We start from the raw sequence: 18413 nt of genomic DNA, 5'->3' as shown, positions 1-18413 counted from the left end.
TCACACCGCCGCGGGGAAGGCGCTCGGGATGCGCTCGAGCTCGACGCCGGTGACCAGCTCCCGTGCGGGGCCGGTCTCGCGCACGTCGCCTCCCAGCACGACGGAGGCGGCGACACCGGAGGTGGTGGCCGACGGCGCGACGGTGAAGACGAACTCCCCCGGCTCGACCTGCCAGCGCAGGCCGCGCCCGACCAGTGCCAGCCTGTCCGCTGGCACGGTGAAGCGGATCGCGGCGGCCTCGCCCGGCTCCAGCTGCACCCGCGCCCATCCGACGAGCTGGCGGAGCGGCCGGGTGACGGACGCGGCGACGTCGCGCACGTAGAGCTGGACGACGTCCGCGCCCGCCCGGTCGCCGGTGTTCTGGACCGTGCACGAGACCGTGATCGTCGACGACGTGTCGGCCGGAGCGGCGACCTGGACCTGCAAGTCGCTGTGCCGGAACGTCGTGTAGGACAGTCCATGGCCGAACGGGAACGCCGGAGCGGGGTCGATGTTCGAGACCGGGTTGGCCCCGCCGAGCCGCGGGTGCCGGTACGTGTACGGCTGGCCACCCGCGCTCTTCGGCATGCTGACCGGGAGTCGCCCGCTCGGGTTGACCCGTCCGCTGAGCACGCCGGCGATCGCCGCGGCGCCTTCCTCACCCGGGAAGAAGGCCTGGACGATCGCGGCAGCCGACGACTCCCACCGAGCGACCGGATAGGGGCGGCCGGCGAGGAGCACGACGACGACCGGTGTCCCGGTCGCGATGAGCGCATCCACCAGGTCCCGCTGACGGCCGGGGAGCTCGAGCTCCTCGGTGTCGCTGCCCTCGCCGACCGTGCCGCGGCCGAACAGCCCGGCCCGGTCGCCGACGACGGCGACGCAGACCTCCGCCGCCCGGGCAGCTGCCACCGCTGCCGCGATGCTCAGGGCCGCAGCCTCGTCGGTCTGGTCCTCCGCCCGGACCGTCGTGCCCGGGGCGAAGGTGACCCTGCCCTCGGGGAACTCCTGACGGATTCGCTCGAGCACGGTCGGCAGCGCGATCCCCAGCGGGGTCCCGTCCTGCACCTCGACATGGTTCGTGAACGAGTAGTTGCCCAGGAGCGCCTCCCCCGCGTCCGCGTTGGGGCCAACGACCGCGATCGACGCGGAAGCGGTCAGCGGCAGGGTCTCCCCGCGGTTCGTCAGCAGGACGAGCGACTGCTCGGCCAGTTCGGCCGCCACGGCACGGGCCTCCGCGGGGTCGAGCTCGACCGGACGAGGCTCGACGCGCGGTCCGAACACTCCGAGCCGGAGCTTCTGCTGCAGGACGCGCCGGACCGCGCGATCAACCACTGCTTCGGGGATCCGTCCGGCGCGGACCGCCTCGGCGAGCGGTTCCAGATAGTCGTTGCCGGTCGGCAACTCGACGTCGACGCCGGCCTGGAGGGCGAGGATCGCCGCTTCGACGTCGTCGGCGGCGATGTCGTGCAGGTTGTGGAGGAACGCCACACCGAAGTAGTCGGCGACGACGGTGCCGCCGAATCCCCAGGTGTCCCGGAGCAGTCCGGTGAGGAGTTCGGGTTCGGCGGCGACGGGGACACCGTCGATCTCGGCGTAGGAGTGCATGACGGCTTCCGGATGCGCCAGCCGGACGGCCATCTCGAACGGAACCGAGAACGTTTCGAGGACCTCGCGGCGCCCCGCGTGCACGGGCGCGAGGTTGCGGCCGGCCTGTGATCCCGAATAGCCGAGGAAGTGCTTCAGGGTCGCCCCCACCCCGGCGGACTGGACGCCCTGCACGTAGCGGCTGCCGATCGCGCCGATGAGGTACGGGTCTTCGCCGATGCACTCCTCGACGCGACCCCACCGCGGGTCCCGGACCACGTCCAGCACGGGAGCGAGGCCCAGGTGGATGCCGAGCTCGCGCATCGACCGCCCGATCTGCTGGCCCATCCGGTCGACCAGCTCGGGGTTCCAGGATGCTCCCCAGGCCAGCGGCGTCGGATATGTCGTCGCGCCGTAGAGCTGCAGGCCGGTGAGGATCTCCTCGTGGACGAGTGCGGGGATGGCGAAGCGGCTGTTGGACTCGATCTCCTGCTGCACCCGCTCCACCGACCGCAGCATCCTTTCGATTCCCGTGACCTGGCTGCCGAGGGGTCGGGTGAGCTGACCGACGCCGTGGCGCGCGAAGGTGCCGAAGTCGTCGACCTTGGCGATCATCTCGTGCTGCATCGGGGCGATGTCGCCACCCTCGCCGGCGGAGTCGTCGAGCTGAAGCCAGAGCCCCACGAGCTGGGCGAGCTTCTCGTCGAGCGTCATGTCGGCGATGATCCGCTCGATGTCGACGTCCTGGTCTGCGGGCTCGTGGGCAGGCTGGCGCTGGTCGTGATCGGTCACGGCTCTCCTCGGATGGTTCGTGGGGTGAAAAAGTTGTCGACCGGAGTTCAGCCCTTGACCGCGCCCTCCATGATCCCGGCGACGAGCTGACGCCCGGCGAGCAGGAACAGGAGCAGCAGCGGGATGGTGGCGAGCACCGATCCGGTCATCACGGTCGAGTAGTCGATCGTGTACTGGGTTCGCAGTTGCTGGATGGCCACCTGCGAGGTGAAGTTGTCGGGCGTGTTCAGGATGACGAGAGGCCACAGGAAGTCGTTCCAGGCCGACATCGCGGCGAACAGACCGAATACCGCCGCAGAGCCGCGGATGTTCGGGAGGACGAGGGAGCGGAAGATCCGGAACGTCGACGCGCCGTCGACCCGGCCGGCCTCGACCAGCTCGTCGGGGATGGAGCCGACGATGACCTGCCGCATCCAGAACACACCGAACGCCGACACGGCCCCCGGGACGATCAACGCCTGCAGGGTGTCGACCCAGCCGAGGCTGGACATGATCATGTACATCGGCACCAGACCGAGCTGACCGGGGATGGCCATGGTCGCCACCACGGCGATGAAAAGCCAGTTGCGCCCGCGGAACTGCAGCTTGGCGAAGGCGAAGCCGGCCAGGCTGCAGAAGAAGATCTGCAGCAGCGCGACGCTCACGGCCACGATGGCGCTGTTGATCAAGGATCGTCCGAACGGGACGGTGCCGTTGATGATGTCGAGGTTCTTGAAGAAGTTTCCGCCCGGCGTGAACACCGGCGGGAACTGCGACACGGCCGAGCTGCTGTTCGAGCCAACCACGAACATCCAGTACAGCGGCGCGAGTGCCAGCAGGACGGCGACGGTCAGCACGGTGTACGTGAACCAGGAGACGCGCCGCCGCTTGCGGAGCGAGCCGAGCGGGCGGTCGCGCGCGGTGCGGTTCGACTTCGCGGCGGCCCGCGAAACGGGGCGCTTCGGGGACAGGCGGTCGTCGCGGGATTCGGCCTCGGGTCGGGTGGAGGTTGTCGTCATCAGGAGCTCCTAATTAGCCGCGCGAGGGCGAAGTTCACCAGTGCGAGCATCAGCACCACGAACAGCAGCGCCATGGCGATGGCCGACGCGTATCCGAACTTGAACGAGTTGAACGCCTGCCCGTAGAGGAGCAGCGTCATCGTGAGCCCCTGTCCGTTGCTGCCTCCGGTCGGCGACGTGAACAGCAGCGGCTCGGTGAAGATCTGGAGCCCGCCGACGGTGGAGGTCACGACCGTGAACAGCACCGTGGGGCGGATCATGGGAAGCGTGACCTGCGTGAAGGTCTGCCAGCGGCCCGCTCCGTCGATCTCGGCGGACTCGTACAGCGAGTCGGGAACGGCCTGCATCGCCGCGAGGTAGATGAGGGCGTTGTAGCCGGTCCAGCGCCAGATCACCATGAGCGCGATCACCGACTGCGTCGTCCAGGGATTGGCTCCCCAGTCGATGGGAGGCAGGCCCAGCACGTGAAGGCCCCAGGCGATCGGGCCGTAGTCACGACCGAAGATGGAGCTGAAGACCAGCGTGACCGCGACGAGCGGCGTGACGTTCGGTACGAGCAGGGCCATCCGCCAGAACGTCTTGACCTTCAGGCTGCGGTTGTTGAGGGCGGTGGCGATCAGCAACGCGAGGACGAGTCCGGGGATGGTGGAGAGCAGGAAGATCGTGAAGGTGTTTCCGAGCGCCTTCCAGAACCGCGGGTCGGCCAGCATCGCCTGATAGTTTCCGATGCCGACGAACGGGTGGTCGGTCTCCAGGGGCGCCCAGTTGTGGAGTGACACCCACGCGGTGTAGATCAGTGGCCCGAGCCCGAAGGCGAGGAAGAGCAGGAAGAACGGGGCGATGTACACGTACGGCGCCATCCGCTCCCGGAAGGTGACCCGGCGCCCTCGGAGAAGGGCGGGGCGGGCAACGGTCATCGTTGACACGGCAAGTCCTTTCGTGGCCGGCGCGACTGTGCCGACTCAACGAGAGTTCCAAATCCGGAACGCCTTGTCAAGACTTTCGCGAAAGTTGCTTAGCCGAGTTTCTCGTCGAAGGGCGCGGTGCTCTGACGCACGACGATCTCGGTCGCGAGTTCCACGGCGGTCGCCGTCCTCACTCCGTCGGTCAGTTGGCGGAGGATTCGCACGGACTCGCGTGCCGTGTCGTCGATCGGCTCGTGCACCGTGGTCAGCGGCGGCGACGCCCACTGGGCGATGGGCACATCGTTGAACCCGACGACGCTGAGGTCCTGCGGGATGCGGAGGCCCCTGATGCGGGCCGCCTCGTAGACGCCGAGGGCCTGCTCGTCGGAGGCTGCGAAGATGGCCGACGGCGGCACCGGGAGAGCGAGCAGTCGCTCGGCTCCGTCCCGGCCGCCCTCATAGCCGAACTCCGTCTCGACCAGGTATTCGTCTGGCACGGTGATGCCGGCCGAGGAGAGGGAGGCGCGGTACCCGTCGACGCGGGCGCGACTGAACACGAGGTCGAGCGGCCCGCTGACCATCGCGATCCGGCGGTGACCCAGCTCCAGGAGGTGCGCAGTGGCCGCCCACGCGCCTCGCCAGTGGGTGATGCCCACCGTCGGGACGTCGGTCGACTGCATCACGCGCGGGTCGATGACGACGTAGGGAAGCCCCAGCTCCTGCATCCGGTCCCTCTGGGCAGCGGACATCTCGACGACGGCGAAGACGACGCCGTCGACCGCCCGGGCGGCGATGAGGTCGATCCAGCTCTCGTCCGCGCTCCCGCGCATACGGGTGAGGATGACCCCCAGGCCGCTGGCGTGAGCCGCTTCCTCGAGGGCACCGATGAGCGCCACAGACCAGGGGCTGGTCAACTCGCCGAGGACCACGGCGATCATGCCCGTCGTGGGCGACCGGCGCGGGGTGTACTCGTGCTGCTCGAGCAGGGCGGTGATCCGCGCCCGCGTGGCCGCGGAGACGCCGGGCCTGTCGTTCAGCACCTTCGACACCGTCGGGACCGAGACTCCCGCGACTTCCGCGATGTCGGCTATCGTGACCCGATCGGTCGGTACGGTGCTCATTGCGCTCCCCTCACGGGCATCCCCGGTGCGGGACACACATCACCTTAGAGCGTTCGAGAAACTTTCGCGAGGCGCTCGCGGGCTTTCGAAAAGCCTCCCGGCCGCGGTCGGGGGAACCGCGGCCGGGAGGTCGATCACCGAATGGTGCTAACCGTTCGCCGCTTCGCGTTTGGCGTCGGATAGCGTCTGCTGCCAGGACGCGTCAGCGCTCTGCTGCCCCTGATCGACTCGGCCGAGGCCGTTCTCGAACTGGTTCTCGATCGCCCGGTCCTTCGGTCCGACGGGGTGGCCGTGGTAGGCCTTCACACTGTCGACGTAGATCTGGCCGGCGGGAGCGTCACTGAAGAACGAGTCCTTGTAGCCGGTCACGGCGGGGTTCGAGTAGAGCGAGGGAACGGCCGGGAAGTCCGCAGTCTCTTTGAACAGCGACAGCTGCTGCTCCGGCGCCTCCAGCCACTTGATGAACTCGTACGCCTCCTTCGGGTGGGCGGCGTGCTTGGGCACGACGAGGAAGGATCCGCCGTCGTTGCCCGCCGCGCCCGGGAGGCTGGCGATGTTCCACTTGCCGGCGGTGGCGGGGGCCTGCTGCTTGATCGACAGCAGCATCCAGGCCGGAGCGATCAGCGTCGAGATCCCCCCGTCCGCGAGAGCGGCGTTCCACTGCGGCGAGTAGGTCGGCACGTTCGCCGAGAGGCCGGCGCCGATGGCGTCGACGCCGTACTGCCACGACTGCTTGATGGCGGGATTCGTGGCGTAGACGAGCTTGCCGTCCTTGTCGGTGTACTTCAGGTCGGCCTGGTTGGATGCGGCGCGGAAGATGGCCTTGCCGCTGTCGATGAACTTCTTACCGGTCGCCGCCACGTACTTCTTGCCGGTGCTGATGTAGTCGTCCCAGGTCGGCCACAGCGCGCTCACGGCCTTCGGGTCCGTCGGGAGCCCGGCCGCCTGGAACAGATCCGTGCGATACGCGACGGCCATGCCGCCAACGTCGGTGGGGATGCCCACGACCGTGCCGTCCTTGGCGACACCGCCGCTCCAGCGCCAGTCGAGGTAGTCGCTCTTGATGTCGTTGGCGCCGAACGTCCGCAGGTCGGTGAACGCCTGCGGGGTCGCGGTGAACTCCGCCATGTAGTCGATGGCGATCTGGCCGATGTCCGGACCCTTGCCCGCGCTGAGCGCGGTGAGGAGGGTCTGGTGCGCGGCGTCGTAGTCGCCGATCTTCTGCTGGATCTTGATGTTCGGGTGAAGCTTCTCGTACTGCTCGACCTGCGGCTTGTACAGGGACGAGAATCCCCAGACGTTGAGCGTGATCGGGCCGGACGACGTCCCGCCGCTCCCGGAGCATCCGCTGAGGACCAAGAGGCCCGCGGACACGATGGCGATCAAGGCAGCTCTCTTAGGTGCCTTCATGGATACAGACCTCCGAATAGGGAAGAGCTCGTTCTCTTCGCAATGAGCGTGACCGGCGAGCAGGACTTTGTCAAGACTTTCTTGAAAGTTGCTCGCATAACTTTCTTGTCACGGATCCTCTGGCATGCATTTCTGGCCACTCTCCCTTGGGCCATGATGTGCCGGTTGGAGAAGTTTGATACGAAGAACGCGTTGACGCGGGATGAGTTCGGCTCGTAACCTGGCGAAGAAAGTTTCGCGAAAGGGTTACCAATGGCACGAGTCTTCCTCATCGGTGCGGGAGCGATCTCCAGGCATCACGCCGCCGCGGCCTACGACCGCAGCGTCATCGACGAACCGGTGGAGGTGCACGTCACAGACACGAACGCCGAAACCCTTCGAGCGTTCGTCGAGCAGTTCCCGGACGCGATCGTCCACGACGACATCACCGCGCTCCTCAGCGGCCGGCGGGAGCCGGACGACATCGCCGTGGTCGCCACTCCCCCGTTCACCCACTTCGACCTGGCATCCGCCGCGATCGCCGCCGGCTTCCACGTCCTGTGCGAGAAGCCCCTCGTGCTCACCGCCGGCGACGCGGCTCTTCTGGCCGCCCAGGCGAACGCCGCAGGTCGGGCGCTGGAGGGATGCGACTCCCGCTTCCGCTCCCTCGCCACCACGCAACGCGTTCGGAGCCTGTTGCGCGACGGGGCTCTCGGAGAGATCTATCACGCGGAGTTCGTCAATCGGTCCCGGCGCGGGCGGAGCGGCTTCGAGTTCCAGAGCGAATCGAGCTGGTTCCGCGACCCGTCCCTCAGCGGCGGGGGGGTGATGATGGACTGGGGTCCGTACGACATCGCCGTGCTCGACGAGGTCTTCGAGCCGGTCGCCGTCGAGATCCGCGACGCGTGGGCGGGGCGTCCGCACACCGGCGGCCCGTTCGAAGCGGACTCCGACCGCGCCGAGCAGCACATCGGGGCGACCTTCCGGCTGACCCTGGCCGATCGATCGATCGTCGATGTCTCGTATGAGCGCGCGGCCGCCACGCACGGGTCGGAGCACTCCTCCGTGGAGATCACCGGTGCCGCAGGCGCCGTCTCCTGGGATTGGCTGGACTGGGAGGGCGACGAGGTCCGCGTGAGCTCTGACCGTGGCGGCGCCGTCGTCACCCAGGCGGAACACCACCCGACCACTGGGCCGGTGTTCCACGCGCGTCCGCTCGCCGAGTTCCACGCGGTGCTGCGGGCGGGCGAAGACCCGCGCACGCGGACCGCCCGCACGCTGTTCTCGTTCCAGTGGCTGCGCGCCGTCGTGGAGTCCGCGACGACGGGGCAGCCGGTGCTGGTCGAGTACCCCGCGGTTCCTCGGCCCGTCCGGTTCGAAACCGCGACGGCCGGGGCCCTCTGATGGCGCACGACCTGGTCGGGATGGACGTCGGCTTCTACAGCCGCTGCGGCGCCTATCCGCTGAATACCCGATTCGAGATCCTGGCCGAGCTCGGCTACGACGCGACGAACCTCACCCTGTGGAGCGAGCCGGCATGGGCCGACCTCCCCGCACTCGGCGAGATGGCGAGACGACACGGCCTCGACGTCGCCTCGATCTATCTCACGATCGACCTCTCCGCGCCGGGAAGCGCCGAGTGGAACCGTGCGCTCGACACCATCGGCTCCGTCGACGCGACCCGGACCGTGGAACTCGCCCTGCTGAACGAGTCGGGGGAGCGTTCGGACGCCGCATTCGACGCCGACGCGCGCCGGTTCCTCGACGCCGCGCTGGAGCGGGCGCGGTCGAACGGTGTTCGCCTCCTGCTCTACCCGCACACGTTCGCCTGGATGGAGCGGCCCGGCGATGCGCTGCGCCTCGCGTCCGCCTACGACACCGCCGATCTGGGCATCACGTTCGCGGCGTTCCACTGGTACGCCGCCGACGGCGACGACCTCCCCGGCACGCTCGCCGCACTCGCACCGTTCCTCGGCATGGTCAACACCAACGGGAGCAGGCCGGTCGCAGGCTCGTACTTCCCGGCGACCATCGAGCCCATCGGCGACGGCGAGTTCGACAACTTCCACCTGCTCGGGCTCCTCCGCGACGTCGGCTACACCGGACCGCTCGGCGTGCAGTCATACGGCATCGGAGGCGACCCGTACGTGCACTTCGGGCGCTCGCTCGCCGCCGTACGCGAGATCGAGGGCCGGCTCGACCGGCATCCCGACTGGGTCCCGCTTCGCACCGACCGCATCTAGGGCAGCCACGGTATGGGGTCGGTCAGCGACCGGCCCCATACCGTTCCCGCTGTTCGCGGAGGAAGCGCAACCCGTCGACCGCCAGCTGATCCTGCGTGGGAGCGAGCGGGCGCCAGATGGATGCGGCGGTTGCGATGGACGCGTTGTCGGCGGTGAACGACTCGATGCCGAGGAGCCCGGAGTACCCGATCTCGTCGAGCGCGCCGAAGACGTCGTCCCACGGCGTGAGGTCTCCGCCAGGAGCGCCGCGATCGTTGCCGCAGACCTGCAGGTGCAACAGGCGGTCCCCGGCCGCGCGAAGAGGTTCGGTGAACGACCGCTCCTCGATGTTCATGTGATATGTGTCGAGGTTGAGACCGATGACCGCAGGGTCGAACGGCTCGATGAAATCCAGCAGCTGCGACGTGGTGTTGAACAGGCTCGTCTCATAGCGGTTCAGCGGCTCGAGTGCGATCCGCACGCCGCGCTCGCCCGCGTAGTCGGCCAGGCGACGGTAGTTCTCCGCCAGCTCGCCCAGCACCTCGTCGCGTTCGGCCGGACTGATGCGCCAGGTGCGACCCACCGAGGTGTACGCCGGGCCGATGACCATCGACGACCCCTGCCGCTGTGCGGCGTCGATGGCCGTGCGCATGTACTCGAGCGTCGACTCCTGCGTCGCGCTGTCGGCGGCGGCCAGCTCCCGCCCCGGCGCGAACACCGCCCCGACCACGGCGGTGAGCCTCGTCTGCTCCAGCAGGTCGCGGGTGCGCTCAGGGTCCCAGTCGCCCGGGTTCTCCAGCGGAAGCTCGACGGCGTCGAACCCCCACTCCGCCAGCCGGGGCAGCCGGTCGGCGAGGATGGCGTCGGTCAGCGGCGAATGCCAGATGAACGTGTTCGCTGCGAGCAGCCAGGTCATGGGGTCTCCTCCGTGACGGTTATGAGAGATCGGCGGACGTAGGCGCCGGTGCGCCGCACCGCCTCGTCAGGATCGCGCTCGGCCAGCGGCGATTCGTCCTCGAACGCGATCCACCCGCGATAGCCGACGTCGTCCAAGGTCGCGACGATCGCGGGGATGTCGAGGACGCCTTCGCCCGTCGCAGCCCAGCCGTCGTCGGAGTGGATGTCCTTGATGTGGACGTGCCGGATGCGGTCCGAGGTCCGGCGGATGAGCGCGATCGGATCCATCCCACCCTTTGCGATGTGCCCGACGTCCGGGGTGAACCCCAGCGGCTCCGGCAGTTCGTCCAGCAGCAGCTCGTAGTCGTCCGGGGTGCGGAATACGGACCCGGCCGGTGAGTTCGGGTGGAACGTGGCGACTACGCCGCGGTCGGCAGCGCGCTGTGCGACCTCCCGCATGCACGCGAGCGCGTTGTGCTGCCGCTCACGCAGGTCTTCACGGTCCGCTCCCGGCATCACCACCAGGTTCAGCACCGCGCCCGGGTGGCCCGCGACGGCGTCGATGGCTGCGTCGGCCTCGCGCCGCTCCTCGTCGCTCTCGGACGGGCCGCGCCAATCCTGCACCAGGCAGAGGGCGGCGAGCTGGATGGGGACGGAGGCGAGATCCGCGTCGAGCCGACGGGCGTTCCAATCGGCACCGAGCATGAAGACCTCGGGTTCGAATCCCGCGAAGCCCGCGTCGGCGGCGACCTGCGCCATATGCCGGGTGCTTCCGCGGAAGCGGTCGGCGGACATCTGCCAGCTGTAGGTCTGGCAGGCGAAACGAGCACTGGGAAGACTCACGTCAGCCACTCCTCCACGATCGTGTTGAACTCGTCCAGCCGCTCCCAGTGGTGCACATGCCCGGTGCCCCCGAACATCTGGAGTCGTGCTCCGGGGACGCCGTCGGCGACCTCGTACGAGCGCGCCGGCCGGATGAAGACGTCGTCCGCTCCGACCGTCACCAGCGTCGGAACCCCGATCGCCGAGAGCCGATCCCGGGTGTCATGGCCGGCGCACGCGCGAGCCTGCGCTGCGAACGCGTCCACGCCGATCGGCGGCTCCGCGCCGAGCTGGGCCTCGAACTCGTGGGCGTGGTCGTTGATCCACTCTGGCGTCCACACCGTGTTGCGCAGGAGCAGGTTGAAGTGCCGGGCCGACGAATCGGTCCGCGACGCGGTCAGGGATTCGAGCACGCCGTCGGTGTACGGGTCGCTGGCCGCCCAAGGGGCGACCAGCACGAGCCGGGCGACCAGATCCGGTCGCTGCAACGCCAGCTCCTGCGCGGTGCACGCGCCCATTGAGATCCCTGCGACGGCGACCTGCTGCACTCCCAGCTCGTCGAGCAGGTCCGCAACCTGAGCGGCGATTCCGGCGACGGTCAGCGGTGCGTCGCCGAGGTCGGACTCGCCCGCGCCGGGGTTGTCGACCGCGATGCAGCGGAACGTCCTCGACCACGCGTCCAGGTGCGGACGCCAGGCCTCGGCGCGCGCGCCCAGACCCATCAGCAGGACGAGCGGCGGGCCGGAACCCTCCTCGAGGTGACCGAGCGTCGAGGCCTTCATCGGTCCTCGCCGATGGCCCAGCGGGCGGCCTGGGTGAGCAGGCGCACCACTTCCGACCGCTCGAGATCGGACTGACTCCCCAGGCTCGTGTAGAAGACACGGCGGCCGTCGTCATCCCAGCTCCAGGCCACCGGGGACGGCTGCGGCGGGATCTCCGGGTCGATCGGATCACCGGCGAGGAGCACCCGCGCGGCGGCGGGCGGCTCGTTGACGTAGAGCCACGAGTCCACCTCGAACACCGGAGGGAGACCCTCGGTGATCGGGTCGTCCGGGGCCACGACCTCCACCCGCGTGCGCGAGCTGTGGCCGTGGTGGGTGGACCACGCCGAACCGAGGTAGCGGTCGGCGAATCCCGCGGTCCAGTCCTCCCACGGCGACGCGGCGACCGGATGGAACGCGTGGTTGGAAGTGCGCAGCGCGACGACGGCGCCCCCTCGCTCCAGGTAGGCGGCAAGCGCGGCGACTTCGTCGTCTGGCAGCACCCGGAACCGGGTGTAGAGGATGAGCAGGTCGGCATCGGCGAGCACGTCCAGCCCGCCGAAGCTCGACTCCGGGAAGTCCGGGGTGTCCTCGATGATGCTCGGCGTGCTGTAGTCCAGCGTCGCCCCGAGTTCGCGCGCGATGGTCTCGGCGACCGGGCGCATGGTGACGTCGGACTCATACTCGCCCTCGCCGGCGAGGGTGACGATGGTGGTCACAGGTCCTGCACCTCCTTGGGGAAGAGGAGCACCTTGCCGCAGCGGCCGGAGTCCTGCACGTCCATCGCCTCCGACACCCGATCGAGCGGGAAACGGTGGGTGATCGCCGTGTCGATGAGGCCGCTGGCCTTGCGGATGGTCTCGATCATGCGCCAGCCGTCGGTCTGGTGCTTCCAGTGCCAGACGCCGTGCACGTCGAGGCCGAGCGGCACGATCGGCGGCAGTGCGATGTCCAGGCCCCACGCCACGACGCTCAGGCCGGCACGACGCGCGGACACGGAGGCCAGGAGCGCCGGATTGGAGGGCACACCGCTGGTCTCGATGGAGGCCGTGACGCCCCAGCCGTCCGTCGCGTCGAGCACCTGGTCGACGATGTCGGGAGCGGTCGGATCGAAGACGGTCGCTCCGAGCTGCCGGGCGAGGTCCGCCCGCCACAAGTTGACCTCGAGCGCGAGCACGGTCGCGTTGCGGGTGACCCCGTTGATGATGGCGCCGAGGCCGACCGGCCCGCACCCGGCGACGAGCAGGGTGTCGCTGGCGGCCACGTTCATCCGCTGACTCGCATTGAAGCTCGGGCCCAGCAGGCAGCACGCGGCAGAGGCGTGGACCAGCGAGACGTCGTCGGGCACCGGGACGAGGAGCCAGTCGGGCTTGAGCACGTACTCGGCGTAGGTCGCCGTGCCGTACGGCTGCTCTGACTCGGCCAGCACGTCGCGCTGGAACGGGCAGTGGATGTGCTCGCCCGCGATACAGTAGCGGCACGTCCCGCAGGCGTAGCCCGGCATCACCACGACCCGGTCGCCGACCGCGACGCGGGTCGAACTCCCCGCGTCCACGACGACACCGGCGGCCTCGTGACCGATGGAGTCGGAGACGTCGCCGGCCTGGCGGGACTTGAACTCCGTGCACATCGGGGCGACGAGGATCTGCACGACGACAAGGTCGACCAGGCCGTGTGGCTGCGGGCGGTCGACGATCTCGACGGCGCCCTTGCCTGTGATCGCTGCTGCTCTCATGCGTGCTCCCGGATGCTCTGCTGGCGGCTGAGGAAAGTGTCGCGGATCGCGCGTAGCTCGCTCGCTCCACGGAGCGCATCCACCTCCGTCTCCGGCCAGAAACAATAGTCGGCCGTCCACCACTCCAACCCTGCGGCGACCGGGCCAAGCCCGTCCAGCACCTCCTGGAAGTCGAGCTCCCCGAGTCCGAACGGGAGGTGGACGCTGGTGTCGTCGTCGTGGAGGCTGCCGTCGCTGTCGATCAGGTGCAGGTGACGCACCCATGGCGCGACCAGCGAGGCGAACTCCGCCGCGCCGCCGGCGAGCAGTTCGGGAGCGGGACTCTGGCGGCGGCCGTAGCGGCCGAGCGTGTGGGCGTGCGAGGTGTCGAACAGCAGCCCGAAGTTAGCGTGGTCGACCTCCTCCACGATCCGCAGGATGTCGCTGGGGCGGTTGATCCAGAAGCCGGGCTCGAACTCCCACACCAGCTGGGCGCCGGCGTCGGCCAGGCGCTGCGCGGACGCGCGCCACGTCGTGACCAGGCGTACACGCGCCTCGGAGTCGTCGACGGAGACGGGACCGGTCGGCGGCGTGATCGTATCGACCCGCACCGTCCGGATCTCCGCAGCGCGGACGAAGTCGGCGATCCTGTCGATTCGCGCCAGATAGACGGCCTCATCGACCTCCGCCGGCGGCGTCGACCGCAGATCGGGGGCGAACCCGGAGATGCCGAGGCCCTTGTCGGCGAGCCGGACGCGAAGGCCCTCAGCCTCCGCCGCGGTGTAGTCGTCCTCGTGCGGATGCGGACGGAATCCGTTGATCTCGACCCCGTCGTATCCGGCGTCCGCCGCGAAGTCGGCGAACCGGTCGAAACTCCAGGGATGCGACTCGTAGGGACCGAAGCTGAATGCCCAACTTCCGATCGAGACCATCGGCCTCTCTGTTCGGGCGTCATTGTCCATGTGTCACGAGTCCTTCCTCATTGCCTTCTTCGACGATAAGGAGCGCGCCGTCGGCCGCCGTTGGAAATTCCGATTTGATCCTTGTAAATTCCGGCCGAGTCGACCCCGGGACTGTTGTGCTGCCGTCCGCCCCAGAGTGATGCTTGTCCTGACATTAACGGGCGGCCCATCCCGGGCTCTACCCAATGATCGCAACGCACGAGGAGGTGCAATGGAAAGCCACGCACGGTCTGCGGCCCCGTCTCGGGGCAGCGGCCTTCCGTTGGCCGGTTTGGAACAAACCGGCAAGGCTCTGATAAGCGCCTTCGACCACGTGCCCGACCTGTTCATCTTCGTGAAGAACGCCGAGCGCATCTTCGTCGACTGCTCGGAGCCCTTTGTGTCCCTGATGGGCTGCCGCAACAAGGCGCAGATCATCGGGAAACGCGACGAGGACTTCTCACCCGAGTACCTCGTGGAGCACTACCGCAACTACGACAACGCGGTGCTCGAGACCGGCGAGCCGCTGATCGATCTGGTCGAACTCGTCCGCAACCGCGACGGCTCCTACGACTGGTTCGTCAGCACGAAGACCGCGATCCGCGATGCCGAGGGCGCCATCACCGGGCTGCTCGGCGTGACCCGGAGCCTCACCATCAAGGAGTCGGCCTCCGACGGCCTGCGCACGCTCACACCGGCCATCGAGCTGATCACCCGGGACTACGCACGAGCGCTGACCGTCGGCGACCTGGCCGGTAGCGTGCTCATGTCGCCGAGCAACTTCAGCCGGCTGTTCAAGCAGCACTTCGGGGTCACCCCCTACAAATACCTGCTCCGAGTCAGGTTGATGGCCGCGTGCGACCTGCTCGCCACCACCTCGCTGTCGATCGGCGAGATCAGCCTCCGCACCGGCTTCTACGACACCAGCCATCTCACCCACGAACTCCGCCGCAGCCGAGGGATGACGCCGACCGACTACCGGTCGGAGTACCAGACGTCCCACTCCTACCGCCAGCGACACCACGCGTCCGACGCCCCCGTCACGGACGCGCTCGAACTTCAGCCCGATCCCGTCGGCTGAGAGGGGGAACCCCCATCCGACCGGTCCTTTCGTGTCCGGTCCCCCACCAAGAGGAGAGACGATGAAGTCAACACAACGGCGCGAGGGTCGCCGCGTCCGCCGCCGCCTGGCGACACTGATCGCAGGAGCCGCGGTCGTCGGGATCGCACTCGCCGGCTGCTCCGGCTCCGGCTCGAACGGCTCCGGCAGCATCAGCATCATGAACCGCTGGTCCGATCCCGTCGGCAAGGTCGCCGCTCAGCACCTATTCGACGGTTTCACCAAGGCCACGGGCATCAAGGTGCAGAACCAGGTCCAGCCAAACAGCGGATCCACCTACCAGCCGGCCGTGCGCACCGCGCTGTCGTCCAGCAACCCGCCGTCGCTCGCCAGCGACATCTCCGGGCCCGAGGTCTACAACTTCGCGAAGTCGGGCGTCATCCAGGACATCACCTCGTTCTACGACAGCACCATCAAGTCGCGGGCGCTGGGCGGAGCCGTCACCGGAAACACCTACAAAGACAAGGTCTACGGCATCAGCACCGGCTACAACGTCGGCAACCTGATCTGGTTCAACCCGGACTACCTCAAAAAGTTCGGCATCGAGGCCTCCTCGATCCACACCTTCGAGGACATGCTCGCCGCGATGAAGAAGATCAAGTCGGCCGGAGGCAATGCCGCCGTCATCGGCGCGAAAGACCAGTGGCCCGGCGGCCACTACCTGAACGACCTCGTCCAGCGCGCGCTCGGCTCCAAGGAGACCCAGCAGCTGTACGACCGCAGCGTGAGCGCCGGCCAGCCGGACACCCCCAAGTGGACGGACCCCGAGGTGGTGAACGCCCTGCAGTCGTACGTCGACATGAAGCCCTACTTCCAGGACGGCTTCCTCGGCGAGGCCCAGGCCACCGCCGACTCGCTCTTCCTGAAGGGCGACGTCGGATTCTACGAGATGGGCTCCTGGTTCCTGAACACCATCCAGGCGCAGCAGCCCTCCTTCACGCCGGGCGTCATGCTGTTCCCGCCGTTCAAGGACGGCAAGGGCAAGGGCACCGACATCACCATCGCCAACTCGGTCCTGATGGTCAGCAAGAAGGCCGACACCAAGTCGGTCGAGAAGTTCCTCGAGTACTTCAGCCGGCCAGAGGTCGCAAGCACCTATCAGAAGGAGTCGCTCTCCTTCATGCCGTATAAGACGAACAGCAGCGCACTGGACGTCGACAAGTCCATCAAAACTCAGTGGAACACCATCTCCGGCTTCGTGAAGGACACCGGTTCGGACGGCTCGGCCCTCTACAACGACCAGGGCATCGACGTGAACATCTACACGAAGTACATCTGGCAGGGCAGCGTCGGCCTCATGTCGGGCGACATCACGCCCCAGGAGCTCGCGCAGCAGCTGGAGTCGGCCACCGAAGCCGCACAGAAGGCGAACGGCTGAGAACCTCATGGCAACAGCAGTGATCTCGACTGCGAAGCTCCGCGTCCGGCGCGTGTCACGCGCCGGCGCGGAGCCGTCGTGGAAGGCCTACGCCATGATCGCGCCGGCGGGCATCCTCTATGCGGTGTTCCAGCTGGTCCCGATCGTCAGCGCGGTGGTACTCAGCTTCACCTCGTGGAACGGCATCAATCTGGCGGACATCAAGTTCGTCGGAGTCGCCAACTACCAGCGGCTGCTCAGCGACGGACTGTTCTGGAGCAGCTTCGGGCACAACGTGTTCGTCGCCGTCATGGTGTTCTTCTTCATGTCCGTGGGGAGCTTCGTCCTGGCTGCGATCATTCATGCGGGCATCCGGGGCGGCGCGTTCTTCCGGATCGTGTTCTTCGCTCCCGTCGTCATCTCGACCGTCGCGATGGCGATGCTGGCGATCTTCTTCTTCAGCCCGTCGCAGGGCCTGATCAACGAGGGGCTGCGCGCCATCGGCCTCGGCGCGTGGGCGCAGCCGTGGCTCGGCGATGCCAAGTGGGCCCTGCCGTCGGTGACCGCCACGTACATCCTGCAGAACTTTGGCTTCTCGGTGGTGCTCTTCCTCAGCGCGCTGACGCAGGTGAACGACGAGATCTGCGAGGCTGCGGAGGTCGACGGCGCCTCTCAGGGCCGCATCCTCTGGCAGATCGTCCTGCCGACGATCAAGCCGGTCGCGTCGGTGGTGGTGCTGCTCGGTTTCATCAACTCGTTCCGGCTCTTCGACACCGTCTACGTGATGACGGCCGGTGGTCCCTTCCATGCCTCCGACACGCTCGTCACCTACCTCTACAGCGTCTCCTTCGGCGGCAACGACGTCGGCTACGGCAACGCGATCGGCGTCGCCCTGTTCGTGATCCTCTGCATCATCGCGGTCGTCCAGCTCCGGATCACCCGCGGCGAGAAAGCCCCCCGTTAGGACCGCCATGAAATTCGCACGCTTCTCCCTGCCGGCGCGGGTCGGCTCCTACGTCTGGCTCTGCGCGCTCGCGATCGTCGTGCTGTTCCCGCTCCTCTGGGTGACGACGAGCGCATTCAAGAAGTCCTCGGACATCATCGGGAACCCGTTCTCGCTGCCGACCTCGCTGAACTTCGACAACATCGTGAACGCCTGGAATCAGGGCGCGTTCGGGACGCTGTACATCAATAGCGCCCTGATCACGATCGTCTCCGTGACCGGCATTCTGATCATCGAGGGGCTGGCGGCCTACGCGTTCGCGCGGATGAAGTTCGCCGGCATGGCCATCCTGTTCGCGGTCTTCGTCGCCGGGCAGCTGATCCCTGCCCAGACGATCGTGCTCCCGTCGGCGCTGCAGATGTCGGCGTTCGGGCTCAGCGACACGCTCGTAGCGCTGATCCTACAGTACCTGAGCTGGGCCCCGTTCGCGATCCTGTTCCTGCGCGCCGCGTTCATGGCGGTGCCGAACGAGCTGGAGGAGGCCGCCCGGATCGATGGAGCAGGTCTGCTCACGACGGTCTGGCGGGTCGTCCTTCCCATGACGCGCTCGGCGTTCGCGACGGTGGGCACGGTCTACGCGCTGTGGATCTGGAACGACTTCCTCTTCCCTCTGGTGTACGAGCGGTCGGCGGAGAACTTCACCGTCCCGCTGGGGCTCGCGCAGTTCCAGGGCACGTTCACGACCTTCTGGGGGTACCTCGTCGGGGCGATCTTCGTCTCGGTGTGGCCGCCGCTGCTCGTCTACGTCGGCCTCAGCCGTCAGATCCAGGACCGCCTTTCGTTCGCGGGGTCGAAGGGCTGACCG

General features: G+C 68.0%; 17 protein-coding genes. 6 read left to right on the top strand and 11 right to left on the bottom strand.

The genetic code is table 11. The features are described 5' to 3' along the window. From ACR9Y5_RS04100 to ACR9Y5_RS04080, 5 genes are all read right to left on the bottom strand, one after another. On the bottom strand, nt 1–2358 hold the full coding sequence (locus ACR9Y5_RS04100) for a glycoside hydrolase family 3 N-terminal domain-containing protein (protein WP_481296779.1): 2358 nt from the start codon (nt 2356–2358) through the stop codon (nt 1–3). A gap of 47 nt (nt 2359–2405) precedes the next feature. Next, nucleotides 2406–3356 carry a carbohydrate ABC transporter permease gene (locus ACR9Y5_RS04095; RefSeq protein ID WP_481296778.1) on the bottom strand — a complete coding sequence of 317 codons (951 nt, stop codon included), beginning with the start codon at nt 3354–3356 and terminating at the stop codon, nt 2406–2408. Next, nucleotides 3356–4273 (bottom strand): carbohydrate ABC transporter permease, encoded by a 918-nt coding sequence (locus ACR9Y5_RS04090; RefSeq protein WP_285117473.1) that lies wholly within the window; start codon nt 4271–4273, stop codon nt 3356–3358. Before ACR9Y5_RS04090 ends, ACR9Y5_RS04095 begins: the two co-directional genes overlap by 1 nt. A 98-nt stretch (nt 4274–4371) precedes the next feature. Further along, nucleotides 4372–5382 carry a LacI family DNA-binding transcriptional regulator gene (locus ACR9Y5_RS04085; RefSeq protein WP_481296777.1) on the bottom strand — a complete coding sequence of 337 codons (1011 nt, stop codon included), beginning with the start codon at nt 5380–5382 and terminating at the stop codon, nt 4372–4374. A 147-nt stretch (nt 5383–5529) separates the two neighbouring features. Continuing rightward, entirely contained in the window at nt 5530–6768 is a 1239-nt protein-coding gene (locus ACR9Y5_RS04080) for an extracellular solute-binding protein (RefSeq protein WP_481296776.1), read from the bottom strand. Nucleotides 6769–7044: 276 nt separating this feature from the next. Here ACR9Y5_RS04080 and ACR9Y5_RS04075 point away from each other — a divergent pair, with 276 nt between their 5' ends. Further along, complete coding sequence (locus ACR9Y5_RS04075; protein ID WP_481296775.1) at nt 7045–8175, top strand: Gfo/Idh/MocA family protein; 1131 nt, start codon at nt 7045–7047, stop codon at nt 8173–8175. Beyond that, nucleotides 8175–9014 carry a sugar phosphate isomerase/epimerase family protein gene (locus tag ACR9Y5_RS04070; protein ID WP_481296774.1) on the top strand — a complete coding sequence of 280 codons (840 nt, stop codon included), beginning with the start codon at nt 8175–8177 and terminating at the stop codon, nt 9012–9014. Before ACR9Y5_RS04075 ends, ACR9Y5_RS04070 begins: the two co-directional genes overlap by 1 nt. Before the next feature lie 22 nt (nt 9015–9036). Here the strand turns inward: ACR9Y5_RS04070 and ACR9Y5_RS04065 are convergent, their stop codons facing one another. From ACR9Y5_RS04065 to ACR9Y5_RS04040, 6 genes are read right to left on the bottom strand one after another with little or no spacing between them, the layout of a single operon-like run. Continuing rightward, nucleotides 9037–9909: a sugar phosphate isomerase/epimerase family protein gene (locus ACR9Y5_RS04065; RefSeq protein ID WP_481296773.1), complete on the bottom strand. Its 873-nt coding sequence runs from the start codon at nt 9907–9909 to the stop codon at nt 9037–9039. Continuing rightward, nucleotides 9906–10733, bottom strand: coding sequence for a sugar phosphate isomerase/epimerase family protein (locus ACR9Y5_RS04060; RefSeq protein WP_481296772.1), 828 nt, complete (start codon nt 10731–10733; stop codon nt 9906–9908). The genes ACR9Y5_RS04065 and ACR9Y5_RS04060 overlap by 4 nt, the downstream gene beginning before the upstream one ends. Further along, nucleotides 10730–11494, bottom strand: a complete 765-nt coding sequence (locus ACR9Y5_RS04055) for an alpha/beta fold hydrolase (protein ID WP_481296771.1) — start codon at nt 11492–11494, stop codon at nt 10730–10732. Before ACR9Y5_RS04055 ends, ACR9Y5_RS04060 begins: the two co-directional genes overlap by 4 nt. Further along, nucleotides 11491–12192 (bottom strand): ThuA domain-containing protein, encoded by a 702-nt coding sequence (locus tag ACR9Y5_RS04050; RefSeq protein ID WP_481296770.1) that lies wholly within the window; start codon nt 12190–12192, stop codon nt 11491–11493. The genes ACR9Y5_RS04055 and ACR9Y5_RS04050 overlap by 4 nt, the downstream gene beginning before the upstream one ends. Next, nucleotides 12189–13208, bottom strand: a complete 1020-nt coding sequence (locus ACR9Y5_RS04045; RefSeq protein ID WP_481296769.1) for a zinc-dependent alcohol dehydrogenase — start codon at nt 13206–13208, stop codon at nt 12189–12191. Before ACR9Y5_RS04045 ends, ACR9Y5_RS04050 begins: the two co-directional genes overlap by 4 nt. Beyond that, entirely contained in the window at nt 13205–14119 is a 915-nt protein-coding gene (locus ACR9Y5_RS04040; RefSeq protein WP_481296768.1) for a sugar phosphate isomerase/epimerase family protein, read from the bottom strand. Before ACR9Y5_RS04040 ends, ACR9Y5_RS04045 begins: the two co-directional genes overlap by 4 nt. 343 nt (nt 14120–14462) lie before the next feature. On the opposite strand from ACR9Y5_RS04040, the gene ACR9Y5_RS04035 reads away from it, so the two are divergent. The 4 genes from ACR9Y5_RS04035 (at nt 14463) to ACR9Y5_RS04020 (ending at nt 18410) form a co-directional block, all read left to right on the top strand. Continuing rightward, nucleotides 14463–15209 carry a PAS domain-containing protein gene (locus ACR9Y5_RS04035; RefSeq protein WP_481296767.1) on the top strand — a complete coding sequence of 249 codons (747 nt, stop codon included), beginning with the start codon at nt 14463–14465 and terminating at the stop codon, nt 15207–15209. Between the two features lie 61 nt (nt 15210–15270). Continuing rightward, a complete protein-coding gene (locus ACR9Y5_RS04030) occupies nt 15271–16626 on the top strand; it encodes an ABC transporter substrate-binding protein (protein ID WP_481296766.1) in 1356 nt (451 codons plus the stop codon). 7 nt (nt 16627–16633) lie between these two features. Further along, entirely contained in the window at nt 16634–17569 is a 936-nt protein-coding gene (locus ACR9Y5_RS04025; protein WP_481296765.1) for a carbohydrate ABC transporter permease, read from the top strand. A 7-nt stretch (nt 17570–17576) separates the two neighbouring features. Then, the gene (locus ACR9Y5_RS04020) at nt 17577–18410 is read left to right on the top strand and encodes a carbohydrate ABC transporter permease (RefSeq protein ID WP_481296764.1); all 834 of its coding nucleotides are present in this window, start codon (nt 17577–17579) and stop codon (nt 18408–18410) included. The last annotated feature ends 3 nt before the right edge of the window (nt 18411–18413 follow it).

The organism is Leifsonia sp. KNZ13-11D (assembly GCF_056754895.1).
The sequence above is the reverse complement of the archived record's forward strand: the minus strand, read 5'-3'. Positions and strand labels throughout refer to the sequence as shown.